The organism is Salinibacterium sp. VpJ6 (genome assembly GCF_059767345.1).
On the sequence record NZ_JBSOQL010000001.1, the window covers coordinates 998,322 to 1,013,089 of the forward strand.

General features: G+C 61.4%; 16 protein-coding genes and 1 tRNA gene. 7 read left to right on the forward strand and 10 right to left on the reverse strand.

Annotated features, from left to right (window positions below; all coding sequences use genetic code 11):
- Nucleotides 1-96: 96 nt before the first annotated feature.
- The 3 genes from pstC to pstB are packed head-to-tail and all read left to right on the forward strand — an operon-like array spanning nt 97 to nt 2,920.
- Nucleotides 97-1,041: a phosphate ABC transporter permease subunit PstC gene (gene pstC, locus ACWTV1_RS04910; protein ID WP_100388326.1), complete on the forward strand. Its 945-nt coding sequence runs from the start codon at nt 97-99 to the stop codon at nt 1,039-1,041.
- Nucleotides 1,041-2,123 carry a phosphate ABC transporter permease PstA gene (pstA, locus tag ACWTV1_RS04915; protein ID WP_100388325.1) on the forward strand — a complete coding sequence of 361 codons (1,083 nt, stop codon included), beginning with the start codon at nt 1,041-1,043 and terminating at the stop codon, nt 2,121-2,123. The genes pstC and pstA overlap by 1 nt, the downstream gene beginning before the upstream one ends.
- Nucleotides 2,124-2,140: 17 nt before the next feature.
- Nucleotides 2,141-2,920 (forward strand): phosphate ABC transporter ATP-binding protein PstB, encoded by a 780-nt coding sequence (gene pstB / locus ACWTV1_RS04920; protein ID WP_486174419.1) that lies wholly within the window; start codon nt 2,141-2,143, stop codon nt 2,918-2,920.
- Between the two features lie 172 nt (nt 2,921-3,092).
- Here the strand turns inward: pstB and ACWTV1_RS04925 are convergent, their stop codons facing one another.
- The 7 genes from ACWTV1_RS04925 to ACWTV1_RS04955 form a co-directional block, all read right to left on the reverse strand.
- Nucleotides 3,093-4,367, reverse strand: coding sequence for a Dyp-type peroxidase (locus ACWTV1_RS04925; RefSeq protein WP_498504348.1), 1,275 nt, complete (start codon nt 4,365-4,367; stop codon nt 3,093-3,095).
- Nucleotides 4,368-4,934 carry a copper chaperone PCu(A)C gene (locus ACWTV1_RS04930; RefSeq protein WP_498504349.1) on the reverse strand — a complete coding sequence of 189 codons (567 nt, stop codon included), beginning with the start codon at nt 4,932-4,934 and terminating at the stop codon, nt 4,368-4,370. It lies immediately after the preceding gene.
- A 7-nt stretch (nt 4,935-4,941) separates the two neighbouring features.
- Entirely contained in the window at nt 4,942-5,562 is a 621-nt protein-coding gene (locus ACWTV1_RS04935) for a copper resistance CopC family protein (protein ID WP_341619313.1), read from the reverse strand.
- Nucleotides 5,563-5,626: 64 nt separating this feature from the next.
- Nucleotides 5,627-6,229 carry a hypothetical protein gene (locus ACWTV1_RS04940; protein ID WP_498504350.1) on the reverse strand — a complete coding sequence of 201 codons (603 nt, stop codon included), beginning with the start codon at nt 6,227-6,229 and terminating at the stop codon, nt 5,627-5,629.
- Between the two features lie 48 nt (nt 6,230-6,277).
- Nucleotides 6,278-7,180 carry an anti-sigma factor gene (locus tag ACWTV1_RS04945; protein WP_498504351.1) on the reverse strand — a complete coding sequence of 301 codons (903 nt, stop codon included), beginning with the start codon at nt 7,178-7,180 and terminating at the stop codon, nt 6,278-6,280.
- A complete protein-coding gene (locus ACWTV1_RS04950; RefSeq protein ID WP_100388322.1) occupies nt 7,177-7,773 on the reverse strand; it encodes a sigma-70 family RNA polymerase sigma factor in 597 nt (198 codons plus the stop codon). The genes ACWTV1_RS04945 and ACWTV1_RS04950 overlap by 4 nt, the downstream gene beginning before the upstream one ends.
- Nucleotides 7,774-8,173: 400 nt before the next feature.
- Nucleotides 8,174-8,803 (reverse strand): DNA-directed RNA polymerase subunit beta, encoded by a 630-nt coding sequence (locus ACWTV1_RS04955; RefSeq protein WP_498504352.1) that lies wholly within the window; start codon nt 8,801-8,803, stop codon nt 8,174-8,176.
- A 25-nt stretch (nt 8,804-8,828) separates the two neighbouring features.
- Here ACWTV1_RS04955 and ACWTV1_RS04960 point away from each other — a divergent pair.
- The 3 genes from ACWTV1_RS04960 to ACWTV1_RS04970 all read left to right on the forward strand — a co-directional run bounded on the left by ACWTV1_RS04960 (nt 8,829) and on the right by ACWTV1_RS04970 (nt 10,390).
- A tRNA-Lys gene (locus ACWTV1_RS04960) sits at nt 8,829-8,901 on the forward strand.
- Nucleotides 8,902-8,977: 76 nt separating this feature from the next.
- Nucleotides 8,978-9,451 carry a WapI family immunity protein gene (locus tag ACWTV1_RS04965; protein ID WP_498504353.1) on the forward strand — a complete coding sequence of 158 codons (474 nt, stop codon included), beginning with the start codon at nt 8,978-8,980 and terminating at the stop codon, nt 9,449-9,451.
- 84 nt (nt 9,452-9,535) lie between these two features.
- Entirely contained in the window at nt 9,536-10,390 is an 855-nt protein-coding gene (locus ACWTV1_RS04970; protein ID WP_498504354.1) for an NAD-dependent epimerase/dehydratase family protein, read from the forward strand.
- Between the two features lie 36 nt (nt 10,391-10,426).
- Here ACWTV1_RS04970 and ACWTV1_RS04975 read toward each other — a convergent pair whose 3' ends face one another.
- Nucleotides 10,427-11,257: a nuclease-related domain-containing protein gene (locus ACWTV1_RS04975; protein WP_498504355.1), complete on the reverse strand. Its 831-nt coding sequence runs from the start codon at nt 11,255-11,257 to the stop codon at nt 10,427-10,429.
- 266 nt (nt 11,258-11,523) lie between these two features.
- On the opposite strand from ACWTV1_RS04975, the gene ACWTV1_RS04980 reads away from it, so the two are divergent.
- Nucleotides 11,524-12,441 (forward strand): phosphodiesterase, encoded by a 918-nt coding sequence (locus ACWTV1_RS04980; protein ID WP_498504356.1) that lies wholly within the window; start codon nt 11,524-11,526, stop codon nt 12,439-12,441.
- Between the two features lie 59 nt (nt 12,442-12,500).
- Here ACWTV1_RS04980 and ACWTV1_RS04985 read toward each other — a convergent pair whose 3' ends face one another.
- Together ACWTV1_RS04985 and ACWTV1_RS04990 are read right to left on the reverse strand one after the other, a co-directional pair.
- Nucleotides 12,501-14,063: a stealth family protein gene (locus tag ACWTV1_RS04985; protein WP_498504357.1), complete on the reverse strand. Its 1,563-nt coding sequence runs from the start codon at nt 14,061-14,063 to the stop codon at nt 12,501-12,503.
- 121 nt (nt 14,064-14,184) lie between these two features.
- Nucleotides 14,185-14,763 (reverse strand): cysteine hydrolase family protein, encoded by a 579-nt coding sequence (locus tag ACWTV1_RS04990; protein ID WP_100388313.1) that lies wholly within the window; start codon nt 14,761-14,763, stop codon nt 14,185-14,187.
- Nucleotides 14,764-14,768 lie beyond the last annotated feature (5 nt).

Consider the following 14,768-nt stretch of genomic DNA (forward strand, 5'->3'; position numbering starts at 1 on the left):
ACTTTCCTCTGGGTCACGTGAACTCGTTCGCCCAGAAACCAGCATGACAACCACACGACGCACTAAGCCACGCCAGGGATAAGGGATACTCGACACATGACCTCGACTGCGGCCCCCCGTATCCGCGCGAAGCAGCGCCCAGGAGACCGCCTCTTCTCAGGTACAGCCCTCACCGCTGGTGCGCTGATCCTCGCGATCCTCGCCGCCGTCGCGGCCTTCCTCGTGTTGCAGGGTGTTCCCGGCATCACCGCGGACCCCGAGAAAACCACTCTTCTTGAAGGCACGAACTTCTGGGCCTACGTTGGCCCGCTCGTGTTCGGAACCCTCTGGTCGGCCGGATTGGCCCTCCTCATGGCCGTGCCGATCGCCATCGGTATCGCCCTCTTCATCTCGCACTACGCACCGCGACCTCTCGCCGCAACGCTCGGATACATCATCGACTTGCTGGCCGCCGTGCCTTCCGTAGTCTTCGGCCTCTGGGGCGGAAACGTACTCGCCGTGGGAGTGCAGCCGTTCTACACCTGGCTCGTTGACAACTTCGGCTGGATCCCGCTCTTTGCCGGCCCAGCCTCGGGAACGGGCCGCACCATTCTCACCGCTTCGATCGTGCTCGCCGTGATGATCCTGCCGATCATCACCGCCATCTGCCGCGAAGTCTTCCTCCAGACTCCGGTACTCCACGAAGAAGCTGCTCTTGCTCTCGGCGCTACCCGCTGGGAAATGATCAAGACTGCTGTGCTTCCTTTCGGCCGCGCCGGTATCGTCTCCGGTGCCATGCTCGGCCTCGGCCGCGCGCTCGGCGAAACCATGGCCGTTGCGATGGTGCTCTCGGCCTCGAACGTCATCACGTTCAACGTGGTCAGCTCGACGAACCCGTCAACCATCGCCGCTAACATCGCGCTGAGCTTCCCTGAGGCTTACGGCCTCAACGTGAACGTGCTCATCGCGACCGGCCTCATCCTCTTCGCCATCACGCTGGTCGTCAACACGATCGCGCGCTACATCGTCAACCGCCGCAAGGAATTCTCGGGAGCGAACTGATGACTACCACCACACCAGCGCGCCCCATCCAGAACGCGTACGCCGCCGGCCAGCTACCTCGCTGGGCTCCCCTGCTCATCCTGATCAGCAGCCTCGTCACGTTCATCCTGATCTTCCTGTTCATTCAGGCCGGCCAGGTCGACGGCGAATTCAACATCGTCGCAGCGATTCTCTTCGGAGTCGTTCTCTACGGCGTTGTGCTCGTGACCGTCTCACGGCTCGTTGAAGGCCACCGTCGCGCCGTAGACCGCCTCGTGACGACCCTGGTGACCCTCGCCTTCGTTGTGGCGCTCCTGCCGCTCATCTCGCTTCTCTACACCGTGGCGATCAACGGTGCGGCTCGCTTCGACCTCGACTTCTTCACGCTCTCGCTGCGCAACGTCGTCGGCGAAGGTGGCGGTGCGGCTCACGCCATCATCGGCACGTTGCAGATGACGTTGGCGGCCACCGTGATTTCGGTTCCCATCGGGCTCATGACCTCGATCTACCTCGTCGAATACGGTCGCGGCCGTCTCGCCCAGGCCATCACCTTCTTCGTGGATGTCATGACCGGCATCCCCTCGATCGTCGCCGGCCTCTTCGCCTACTCCCTCATCGTGCTGTTCTTCGGCCCCGGCGTACGCGTCGGAATCGCCGGAGCTCTCGCCCTTTCGGTGCTGATGATCCCCGTCGTCGTGCGCTCGAGCGAAGAAATGCTGCGACTCGTACCCAACGAGTTGCGTGAGGCCGCGTTTGCACTCGGCGTGCCCAAGTGGCTGACCATTCTGAAGGTTGTGCTGCCGACATCCATCGCCGGAATCACTACCGGTGTGATGCTCTCCATCGCCCGCGTCATTGGCGAGACCGCACCACTTCTTGTGGCTGCTGGCTTCACCAACAACTTCAACTACTCGCTGTTCAGCGACCGGATGCAAAGCCTGCCGGTATTCGTCTACAGCTCGTACATCTCCCAAGGCACCGATGCTCAGGCCTACATCGATCGGGCGTGGGCCGGAGCGCTCACCCTCATCCTGATCGTGATGGCGCTCAACCTGCTGGCCCGCATCATCGCCAAAATCTTCGCCCCCAAAACCGGTCGATAACCGAAGGAACCTAATTCGTGTCTAAGCGCATCGAAGTCAATGATCTCAACGTCTACTACAGCAAGTTTCGCGCTGTAGAAGGTGTCTCGCTCACGATTGAGCCCCGTACGGTTACCGCCTTCATCGGCCCCTCCGGTTGTGGCAAGTCGACCTTCCTCCGCACGCTCAACCGCATGCACGAGGTCATCCCCGGCGCCTACGTCGAAGGTGAAGTTCTCATCGACGGCAACAACCTGTACGGCCCCGGCGTCGACCCCGTGAACGTGCGTCGCCAGGTGGGCATGGTGTTCCAACGCCCCAACCCCTTCCCCACGATGTCGATTCGCGACAACGTGCTGGCCGGGGTGAAGCTCAACAACAGCCGCATCACCAAGAACGACGCTGACGACCTCGTTGAGTCATCGCTCGTGGGTGCCAACCTGTGGAACGAGGTCAAGGACCGCCTCGACAAGCCCGGCTCCGGCCTCTCGGGTGGGCAGCAACAGCGACTCTGCATCGCCCGCGCCATCGCTGTGAAGCCTGACGTAGTGCTGATGGATGAGCCGTGCTCGGCCCTCGACCCCATCTCCACCCTCGCCATTGAAGACCTCATCGAGGAACTCAAGCAGGAGTACACGATTGTGATCGTGACCCACAACATGCAGCAGGCCTCGCGCGTCTCCGACCGCACCGCCTTCTTCAACATCGCGGGTACCGGTGCCCCCGGCAAGCTCATCGAATACGACGACACCACCACGATCTTCTCGAACCCCAGCGTTCAGGCAACCGAAGACTACGTCTCCGGCAAGTTCGGGTAACGAACCGCTCGAGCACGCTGTCGCTATGGAACACAACGAAAAGCCCCCGGCCAACTGGCCGGGGGCTTTTCAGTGCAATCGTGCACGGGTAATAATTGCTCGATTGCGGTGAATTCAGGTGCTTGTGGCACCAGGAACGAGCAGGGCGCGGGTCGCGCGACGCTCACCGAAACTAAAAAAGGGTCTCCCCGATGTAGCCGCCCTCGCGGCACCCGGGAGGAATCGCGAAGACCGCAGAACCGACCGGTGTGGTCCAGGTGTTGAGCAGGTCGAGGGTGTCGAGTGCTTTCTGCACGGGCACAAACTGTTTATCGATATCTGCTTGGAATGCGGCGAACAGCAGTCCCGAATTGGAGACACTTTCGGCGCCCGTCAGCACCGTATCGTCGTAGTTGTAGCCGCGACGAAACATCTTGTTTGTGGCCTCGTGCTCTAAGGAACGACGAACGTGGGCGAACGCGGGGATGACGGGAAAGCCCAGCCGATCCTTTGCTTCTAAGTCAGGCTCGTCTCCTTCCACGCTGCCCGTGAGCGGTGCCCCGGTGTCGAGCGTGCGACCGATGGTTTCCTCTCGACCAAGGCGGTCGATCTTGTCCCAGCCGTCGAGATCCATGAAGATACGACGCAGCACGAAGCTCGTGCCGCCCGCCATCCACGAGGGAACGTCGGTGCTCCAGACGGCATCATTGAACTCGGTGGTTCCCGGCGTTGGATTGCCGGTTCCGTCGAGCTGGCCGAAAAGGTTGCGCATCGTGGCGGCCGGATTCTCGGCCCCCGCTGCACGGCGAAAACCAGACTGCGACCACCGTGGTAAGGCGAAGCTGCGAGCATCCTTGAGTAGCATTCGGGCAGCGTGAGCAACCGTTAGCGGGTCGTTGGCGGCGATTTGGATGAGAAGATCGCCATCACAATAAGCCGGGTCGAGCTGGTCAATGCCGAAGGCCGGAAGTGGACGCAGCCACTCGGGTGCTGTTTTGCCCGCCAACTGCACCACGCGAGGACCGAAGCCGAACGTGACGGTGAGTTGAGCGGGGATGACGGCAAGCTCAGGCTCGGAATCGGCCAACGCGGGCTGGCCTGCCGTGAGGCGAGCCGCGTCATCCGTCAGTACGCCCATGAGGCGCTTCAGAGCGGAAGCGTCAACGCTGTCGAGAAGATCGAGCGCGATGAAGACCGCGTTGGACTGCGCCGGGGTCTCGATGCCAGCCTGGTGCGTGCCGTAAAAGGGCACCGCCCCCTCGAAGGCTTCCTGCGGAGTGAACTCCGCACTGCCGCCGATGTGGGCACCGTCACCCGTGCTTGTCGACGCGACAGAACCCGAAGTATCACCAACGATGCTCACTCCGGCGGCGGTTGCCGCGCCGACGCCCGCCGCAGCGGCACCGCCCCAAAGGAGGTGCCGCCGCGAGAGCCGACCCGATGTGTCGGACTCTACTGGTTCAGACAATTACTCGTTCATCTCCATGTCACCGTGATCCATGTCCATCTCATCGTCGCCCTCGTAGTTCTCGTTGGCACCCGAGTAGTCCTTGGCGGGAGCCGTGAACTCTACGGTGCTGCCGTCGTCAAGCGTGAGAGTAACCGTGACGTCATCGCCGGCAAGAATCGGGTCAGCGACGCCCATGATCATGATGTGGTTTCCACCGGGCTCGAGCATGAGCATCCCGCCGGCCGGAATCGTGAATCCGCCGTCACTCTCCTGCATCATCATGTCGCCGGACTCGTTCTCGAGCGTCTCGTGCAGCTCGGTCATGTTGGAGGCGCTCGTAGTTGCCGACACGATCGTGATCTCGCGATCAGTGGGGTTCTCGACCATCCCGAACGCGGCCGTCATGCCGCTGTCGATCGCCTTGACCCAGGCGTCTGTTGTGGTGAGCGTGGTCGCCGTCGACGCCATGTCATCGGTGTCGTTATCAGTGGATGCCGTGGTCGAGCATCCGGCGAGAGCAAGCGCTCCTGCCGCGAGGATTGCGATCAGGCTGACGGTGTTCTTGGTGCGTGTAGTGCGGATCATTTCTGTATTACTTCTTTCGTCGAATCCAGAACCATCGCGTGGCGAGAGCCCCGGCAAAAAGGGCGATGCCAATACCGGCACCGATAAAGCTGGTGACAACGAGCGGGCTAACGCTCGACGTCGAATTTTCTGACGGGCTCGTCGCGGCGTCGCCTTCATCCGAGGCCTCCGCGTCGAGCCCAAAAGTGGCCCCCGGAGTCTCCTGACCCACAGCGAACTCAAAGCTGCCCGAAATGGGGTGGCCATCGCTAGACACCACTCGCCACCGCACCTGATAACTGCCTTCAGGCATATCTGGCAGCAGCGGTTGCACTGCGGTGCGCTGCGTCACCTTCATAGGTCCACTAACCCAGTCGGTGCCGTCGGCATCCACCACCATGGCGAGCTGGGTGATGTCCATGAGTTCGCCCGTGAATTCGAGAGTGATCTCGCTCGGAGCAGCCTCAAGCACTTCGTTCTCGTTCGGCATCTGCTCAATGATTTGGTCGTGAGCAAAAGCCGTTTGTGGCAGCGTGAATACGAGAAGAGCAGCAAGGGCTACTCCCCCGACCACGCGCGTGCAATTACGCACAAACGTCATCTGAGTTGTCAGCTTTCCATTGTCATTGCGGAAGACGAGACGCTCCACGATGGTAAGCGCCCTCGGCACAACCGCGCAGGGGCGGCACGATGCCACCACGCTGCAGAAAGGGTTAGAAGAAGACCGCGCTGACGGTCGGTGGGCCTCTCAAGCTCACGACGGAACGCAGCAATTGAAGCGGTGCCGTGATCTCGTCACGGCAGACTGCGCTTGCCACCACCGCGCGTCGGATGACAAGAGGAACGCCCTGCGGCGAAAATAGTCGGCGAAGCTGCCGGCCAGCACTCGCGGTGATCGAGCCGAGCGCGGTGACGCCCTGACGCAGAGCCACAATCGTGATGATGCCAGCGACAATGTGGCCGACGGTCATCGCCCCCGCACCGTGCGCGCCGTGATTGATAGCGCCGGCAGCAGCAGAGAAGGCGACATCGTGATGGCCGACGGACTGCGCCACGATATTGGCGGGGTTGCCAATCACCGCGAAAACGGTGTGGAAGAAAGTTTGAGCGATCGTGACGGCCACCGCGACGCGCGGGAGCGACATCCGCTTGCCAACGAGCGGAATGCTGATGAGCGCCGCAAACGTCAGGGCAAGAACGAGGGCGACCCAACTGGGCGCACCACCACCGCCGAAGATGTGGGCGGTCGCAGCGACAAATACCGAGAAGGCAGCAACCAGCGACGAGCGGAGAACTTGGGCTCCCCTGCCGATCATGATTGCTCCCTAGGTAGTCGAGCCTCTGAGCTGAGGCTCGACATCAGTTTACGCGCTCTCGAAGACCACAATCGGGTCGGTGGTGGGAGCATCCGAACCACCCTTGGGCTCGATCGTGACTCCCACAATGTCGCCGGCGCCCATTTCGCCATCGAGCACACGCCACGTTGGGCCGTCCTCGGCAGCACTCATGAGGCCAGCCGGGCGGGCGCCCGCCTCATCGATGTACCAGAGCTCGTAAACCTGGTCGGCAGGCAAAGCCTCAAGACCATCGACAATCACAGCGGATGATGCAAGCTCTCCCGACCACACGAAGGTAGCCGTGGCTCCCCCTGCGACCGTCGAGACAAGACGCTGCGAGTCGCTGGCAGCATTGATCGCCGCAAGCTGGTCAGCCTGCTGAGCCGCAAACGTCGACTGCTCGACCGACGTACGACCGATTGATTCGGCAACCACGCCACCGGCAACGATGAGCGCCACTGCCGCGGCGACAGCCGCCAAAGCAGTAGCCGGACGCGTGAACCAGCGGGCTTGAGCCTTAGTCTCCGCGGGAGTCGCCGGGGCAGGCAACGAGGTACTCGACTGCTGAGCCGAGGCATCAGCAGCGGGCGCAACCGAGGCAGCAAGCGGCGTGACGTTCGAGAGTGGCGCGGATGCGGCATCCACACTGCTCGAAGCCTCGTCAGCCGCAGAAGCGACATCTGCTTCGCGCGGCAACTGCGGTGTTTGCGCAATCATCGCCATGAGGTTGGCTTTGAGGGCAGGAGGCGGAGTGACCGGGTCAATGGCCATTCCGAGTGCCACTGCCGTGTCAGAGAGTTCGGTGGTCTCGGTGCGCGTCTCATCAGAAGCAGCCAAGTGCTTCTCGAAAGCCTCGCGCTCTTCGGGGCTTAACGCGTTGAGAGCGTAGGCGCCAGACTGTGCTGCGAGGTCGTCGTTACGGTCGTTCATGATGCCACCCCCATTTCGTCGCGTAAGCGGATCATTCCATCACGTAGTCGGGTTTTGACAGTGCCGACAGGAACCTTAAGCATGGTCGCCACCTCACTGTGGCTATAGCCGCCGTAATACGCAAGGGAAACAGCTTGGCGCTGGAGTTCAGTCAGTCGGGACATGGCCTTCTCTACCCTTTCGTGTTCGAGTCGGACTTCAATGGTTTCTGAGACGTGATCGTAGTCCGGGTTGTGATCACGGATGCCGATACGAACGTCGCGGTCGCGGGACGACTGCGATGCACGTACACGGTCAACAGTTCGGCGGTGAGCCATGGTGAGAATCCAGCTCACTGCTGCCCCCTTATTCGAATCGAATCGGGTTGCGGTTTGCCAGATCTCCAAGAAAATTTCTTGCGTCACTTCTTCGGACTGCGAATGGTCGCGAAGGAGTCTCTTGACGAGTCCGAAAACTCGAGGGGCCAGTTGGTCGTACAGCTCGCTAAATGCGGCCTGATCACCAGTGGCGACACGCTCTAATAGGTCTTGCGGGCTCGTGGCAGGCACACCCGGTTCTTCGGGCGTTGCGCCGACATCAGCTTCACGAGACATAAGGACAAGCATGACAGGTTCCTGTGCTCCTTCATCGCAGTTCGTGTGGTTCAGCAGCGAATCTTCAGTCAGTGGATGCGGGGCCGACGATGGTTTTCGTCAGTTGCTTTCACTGGTTAGTAATTCGGTGCCCTAGCGAGAAGGGTTTGGTCGAAAGCTGCCCGGAAATCGGCGAAGTTGCACGGCCTGCGGCGAGGGCCTGAAAAGCCGCGTGCGGGCGCTAAAAAGCCGGGCCACAGAGAACGCCTCACGACGCAGGGCCGCTCGAAGCGGCTAATTTTGGAGCCCGGGGTTACTGTGGCCCGGCGAAGAAAAGTGTAGCAAAAGGCTCGCTGTGTGCCACCTTGGAGAGTGCATTTGGGGACGGTGTTCGCGTGCAGCGAAGACAAACAGCACCCAGCTAATCGAGCGAGCCGGCCCGAAAGAGCTTGGCGCAGGCCGTGAACTCTGTCGCCATTCGCGAATAGCGGTCGGCCCGAGTAGTGAGTTCGCTCGCCCGCTCCGGGTTCAACACCTCTTGATCATCAGCGAGACTTCCCGCGCCGGAGGCCAGGATACGACTGAAGGACGCAGCCCGATCGAGGGCAACCCCAAAGTCGCCACGGAAGAGTCCGCGTAGCACCTCATCCGCCAACGACTTGATCTCGTTGGGACCCGTCGGGTTCACCGCCCCCGTGACCGCAGCGTCGATCGTGGCAAGAGTGTCGATACCGCGCTGAAAGAGCAAGCTCGTACCCACCGCATCCTGTTGGATGACGGCACGCAATAGATAGATGCGCCACAGCGCCCCGGGCAAGCTGCTGGGGCTCGATCGCGACCACAGCTCGGCGAGCGCATCGATGCCATTTTTGTCGGTGTAGGCCACGATGCGGTCGACCACGGCAGGGTCATCCGTGTTGCGTGCACCTTCAATGAGCGCGTGGGCGGTATCGTGGGCGGCGCGCATTATTTGGGCCGGATCTTGCCCGCCTTCATATGTGTCAAACTTGTCTGTCGAGTATTGCGTGGGCTTATGGAAATTTTCGGCCATAAGATCACGGTACGCTTAACATGTAGGGCCTGTAGCTCAGTTGGTAGAGCATCGGACTTTTAATCCGCGGGTCGCCGGTTCGAGCCCGGCCGGGCCCACATTTCGTCGCCTTTGAGGCAGTTCCTTGCGGTTCTTGTGCGTTCTTAGAGTCGCGCCGCGATTAGGCTCCTAACCATGGAGTTACGGGACGCTGGCGGAACGAACTATCTCAGCATCGAGCCCATGGCTTACCAGTTTGAGGATGTACGGGTCGATCCTTACGACGCCAACTGGCTCCTGATCGATGGGCGAGCCCGCTTGGGCGCCGAAGAGTGGAACTTTCTCGAGCCCTGCCTGCTCGTGGACGAGGCACGCGACCTCGGCACGTGGCTTCTGCGGGCCGCCCGCGGGCTTGTTGAGCCGATGGAGCTAAGCGGCCAAAGCGAGCTGCTTCCCACGCGGGAGTTCGTCGAACCGAACCTCGGATTCAGTCTCGTGAGCTTCGAGCCGTCTGCGGTAGTCATCCGTGTGTTCCTTTGGCTCGAGTCACAGCCTCCGAGCGTGACGAGTGAGATGGAATTCTCTATGGACCTCACGATCGCGCCGAGTGATCTCACGCGCGCGGTTGCTGCGTGGGAGCAGGAGCTCGCGGAGTTCCCTCTGCGCTAGAGGCTCTCGCACGACGCACGAGGCGTTAGCATTGTCTATCTCTAATTAAAACGATTCATTCGCGCCGCAGCAAAGGAGCTCGCCATGTCATCCACTCCCCTCCGCATCGCCGTCACTGGCGGAAACGGCAAGCTCGGGCGGGCGACCGTTGCTGGTTTACGTGCTGCCGGCCACACGGTGACCGTGCTCGATATGGCTGGCCCCGACCGCAGCCAGTTCACCTACGTTGACCTCACCGACTACGGCCAAGTGGTAGATGCTCTCGCGGGCATCAATGATCGCAACGACGGCGCGGATGCTGTCGCTCACCTCGGCGCAATCCCGGCCCCGGGTCTGTGGTCGGATGCTGCCACGTTCCACAACAACATGAACGCGACCTTCAACGTGTTCCAAGCGTGCAAGCGACTCGGAATCAAGACCATCGCGTATGCCTCGAGCGAGACCGTCTTGGGTTTGCCGTTCGAGACTCCCCCGCCGTACATCCCGCTCGACGAGGAGTACGAAACCCGCCCCGAATCGACCTACTCGATGGTGAAGCACCTCGAGGAAGAGATGGCGCAAAAGTTTGTGCGTTGGGATCCCTCGCTGAGCATCACCGCGTTGCGGTTCTCCAACGTGATGGACCCTGCCGACTACGCCGAGTTCCCGAGCTTCGATGCGGATACCCGGCTGCGGTCCTGGAACCTCTGGGGTTACATCGACTCCCGTGACGGAGCCGACGCCATTCGTTTGGCCCTGGAGACCTCCCGCCCCGGCTACGACGTCTTCAACATCTTTGCTGCCGACACCGTAATGACCCGCCCCAATGCGGACCTCGTGGCGGAAGTGTTCCCCGGCGTCGAGCTTCGCGGCGAGCTCGGCGTCAACACGTCACTGACCTCGATCGCCAAGGCCGAGCGCCTGCTCGGCTGGGTGCCGCAGCACAGCTGGCGCGACTAGCGCGCCCGGATCTTTCGGCCGCAGACGCGCTGGTCTCTAGAGGCCTGCGATGAATGAAATGAGAACTGAAATGGAGCCCAGCCCGGCTGCGACGGCAAGAGCGAGCGCCCATGCGAGCCGCACCAAGTAAGCCTGCCTATCCTTGCGCTCGAGTTCACGGAATTTCGAAAGATAGCTCGGATCGATCGAGAGATCTGCGGTCGGATGCCAAGTACGCGCCTCAGTCGCGGCATCAATAATTGACGCGAGCTCATCAGGGGCCAACACTGCCCTGCGCCGTTTCAACCAGCGGGGCAGCCGGCGGGCATCCATAACGCTCACGTCCTGCGGGCGCTGCCGAAAAGTGAACGATGCTGGCTCGACAATCGCTAAGACCGCGTGCACGTCGACATGGATTCCTGTGGCTGTCGTTAGCAGTTTGGCAGCGCGCTTGGCCTCGTGGCGAGAGTTACGAAGGTGGTCTGTTTTCTGGCCAGCAACCATAAGCATTCGCTCACCGACCCAGATCTTCTTTCCCAGGTGTCGTTTGGTGTTGATCGTGAAGACACCGGCTGGGCCGATAACCACGTGGTCGATATCGCTGTCGCCCTTGCCGACTGGAACTGCATGGAGAATAGCCCACTCCGGGCCGAGCTGCAGAAGGAGATCGCCAACTTTGCGTTCGCCAATCGCTCCCGAAAACCAGCTTTGAGCGTGCGGATGCACGGGACGAAATCCAAACAACTGGTGAAGAACGTTGTGCGGCTCCATCGTTTCTTGAACCCGGAACAACTCTTCGATGACCGAGTACGCCGCAGGCCGCTCGATCAGATCGCTCGCTACCCTCGCCGGAGATTCGGGCTGCACAGCGTGAACTTCGTTAGTCATTCTTCCCCCACGAGCACTCCCCCGAGCGCCATCAAACCGAGGCTATCTCGTTTGCGAAGCGCGCCGCGGCCCCCAAGACGGGCGACGGCGCACGATGCGCCTGCGGACGAAACGACGAGTGGCGCACACAGTGAACATTCGAACACCAAGCACGCCCCCAAACCGGGTCACGCTGGGCGACCCCGATCCGCAGAAACCGGGGGACGGCGCGCAACTTGCCGCAGGATGTTCACCGCGCGTCCATGTTGGAGTGCTGGACTACGCCTATGACCGGCTACGTGTCGCAGTATCCTCGACCCGACCATTACGTGTTACATCTCAGCGACGTGCACCTTCTGGCCGATGGGCGGCGCCTCTACGACAGCCTCGACAGCGAGACCAAGCTGCGGCAATTGTTCGCTGAACTGGAAGCATCCGGTTCTCGCCCCGAAGCAATCATCATCACTGGCGACCTCGCCGATAAGGGCGAAGCTGAGGCCTACCGTGCGCTCCGCGAGATCGTCGAACCTGTAGCCGATCGCCTCGGAGCGCAAGTGGTGTGGGTCATGGGCAACCACGACGACCGCAGCACCTTCACCACGACTCTTCTCGATGAACCCGCCACCACCGCGCCCATCGACCGCGTAATCGACGTCAACGGGTTGCGCATCATTGCGCTCGACTCAACCGTTCCCGGCGAACATCATGGCGATATTTCGGATGCCCAACTGCTGTGGTTGCAGAACGAACTCGCTACCCCGGCACCCCACGGCACCATCCTCGCGATGCACCACCCGCCGGTGCCCACGGTTCTCGATCTTGCCGTGACCGTCGAACTGCGCTCTCAAAAGGAGCTCGCCGCGGTGATCCGCGGCAGCGACATCCGCAGCATCATCGCCGGTCACCTGCACTACTCAACGACCGCGCTCTTCGCGGGGATCCCCGTGTCAGTCGCGTCGGCCACCTGCTACACGCAAGACCTCAACGTGCCCGTCGGCGGCACCCGCGGTCGGGATGGCGCCCAGTCATTCAATCTGGTGCACGTCTACGACGAAACCGTGATGCACTCGGTCGTTCCTCTCGGCGACTACGGGAGCCTCTCGTATGTCACGCCAGAAGAAACGGCGGCGATTCTCGAGCGCGACGGAATTACAATTCCGCCGCCCGTGAACCCTCACGTTGTGCCCAGCACGCAGGCCGCGTAACCTCGCTCACCGCACCGACGGCCGCGACTGCTCACAAGTAACCGCAGCTCCGCGCTGCCCTACTCGGCTTCGGACAACTCCCACGGCGCCGGAATCGGGTAGTACTCATCGAGGAACGAGCGCACCGCAGCAGCACGGTCCTCCGCTGAAATCTCGGGGAAGCTGCCATCGTTCAGACAGAAGAAGTCGCTCGAGCGCTTGCGCAGCAGCGAGCGCATCTTGCGCAGCCCTTCAATGGATGTCGTGTCTACGTACTTCACTTTGGCATCCGTTTGCACGATCGCTTTTCCGCTCAGCAGCGCGTAGTAGTGGTACAGCGAGTTGGTGACTGAGATGTCGGTCGCCTGACGGAACGCGCTGGCACTCGTGCGTGCGAAGTCGTCGGGGAACTCTGCCTCGAGCTCGCGCATCACCGAAACGCGTAGCGGGGTTGCCGCGTGCTCGAGGTGACGCGTGATGGTCGCACCAAACTTCTGCTGCAGCAGTCGACGATTAACGCGCGCCGCATTCTCGAAACCAGAGCGTTGCAAGCTGCTCTCGCCAAGACCAATACGCGTTCGTGCCTCGATGAACTTGGAGATGCCGCCCGGCGAGTAAAACATCGAGGGGCTCACGTGACGACCAAAGAACATGTCGTCGTTGGAATACAGAAAATGCTCGCTGATTCCGGGGATGTTGTGCAACTGGCTTTCGACCGCGTGCGAGTTGTGGGTGGGCAGGTCTTCGGGGCGCTCAAAGAAGTCTTCGCTGCGCATGAGCGTGACGCGCGGGTGCTCGGCTAGCCACTTGGGGCGCGGCGAGTCGGTGGCGATGTAGATGTTGCGAATCCAAGGCGCGTACTGGTGCACCGAGCGCAGGGCGTACTTGAGTTCGTCGAGCTGCCTAAAGCGCGCCTCGGAATCATCACCCTCGCCGACCACGAAGTTGGCCATACGGGCAGCACGCGCCTTCTGCCATTCCACTTCAGCGCCATCGACCCACGAGAACACGAGGTCGATTTCGAAGGGGATGTCGTGGGCAAGCTGGTCAAACATTCCCCGAAGCGTCGGCCAGCTTTCACCGTGCAACTCAACGGTGTCGTTGATGGCTTCGTTACTCGGCAGCCAGCGGCGCATGAGCGCGTTCGGGTTCGGAGCAACAACCTCGTTGCGCATGTACTCCCACAGTTCGATACGCACACCAAAAGGCTCGTCAAAGCGCAGGCGGCCGGCAGGCTCGACGCGGGGTCGAAAAATCACGAACGCCTTAGCTTTGATTACCGGCGTGAGTACGCCATCCGCGACCAGCACCGGGGTGTCTCGCTCATCGGACGGAACGCGCTTGCCGTTCGACTTGATGCGCGCCGGCTTCACGTAGAAGGGCTCGCTCTGGCAGGCGGCGATGAGTGCGAGGCGCAGCCCCTTGCGGTCCTTGGTATCAATCGCAAGTACGGGAGTCTCGTCTTCACCGCGCACCATCACAAAGGGGATCTCGGCGGCGTCGAGCATGCGGCGCACAAACAGCAAATCTTCGCGCACGGCTTCACGCGGCGTGAGGGTGCTGTTGCTGAGAGCAAGCAGTCCATCGTGCAAGACGACATCGTCGCGACCGACTACGGCGGGAGAAGAAACATGGTCAATCATGGTGGCCCCAATGTTCGAGCCTGGCTGAAATGCCCAACATCCGAAAACGGATGCCGTTAGCTCCTTTGAGAATAGCCCGAACCACTGAGAATCGGTCGCTTCGCGCGCGCAGCAACCTGCTCTAGATCACCACTCCGCCATAGCCAGCGCTCGACCCGGGGCCGACCAAGTCGCGGGTCAATGCGACCCTGCCAAACTCATCGTGCACGTTCACTCCGGTGATGCGCGAGAGTTCATCGGCGGCCACTTCTTCACCGAAGGGGCCATCCCGGTCGAAGGTGTGCGTCGCATCGATCACAAATGTCACGTCATAGCCGAGGTTACCGCCCACGCGCGCCGTGGTTTCGCAGCAGTGGTTGGTGGTAATTCCGCAGATGACAATCGACTCGATCGCGGATGCTTTCAGCCACTCGTCGAGGTCGGGGCTGCCATGAAAACTCGAATTCACACTCTTGGTTACGAGCAAATCGGGAGTGCCCGACAGCAGCTCTTTGAAGGCGTTGCCCGCAGAACTTGGATGCAGCGGTGAGGTCTCGTCGTCGGAATCGTGCCGCACATAGACGATGGGCCAGCCTTCGCGGCGCCAATGCCCGATGAGCATTCCAATGTTGGATTCGCAGTCGGGGTTATTGCGAGGCCCCCAGTAGGCAGCATCATCAAAACCTTGCTGTACATCGACAACGATGAGTGCTGCAGCCATTGCGA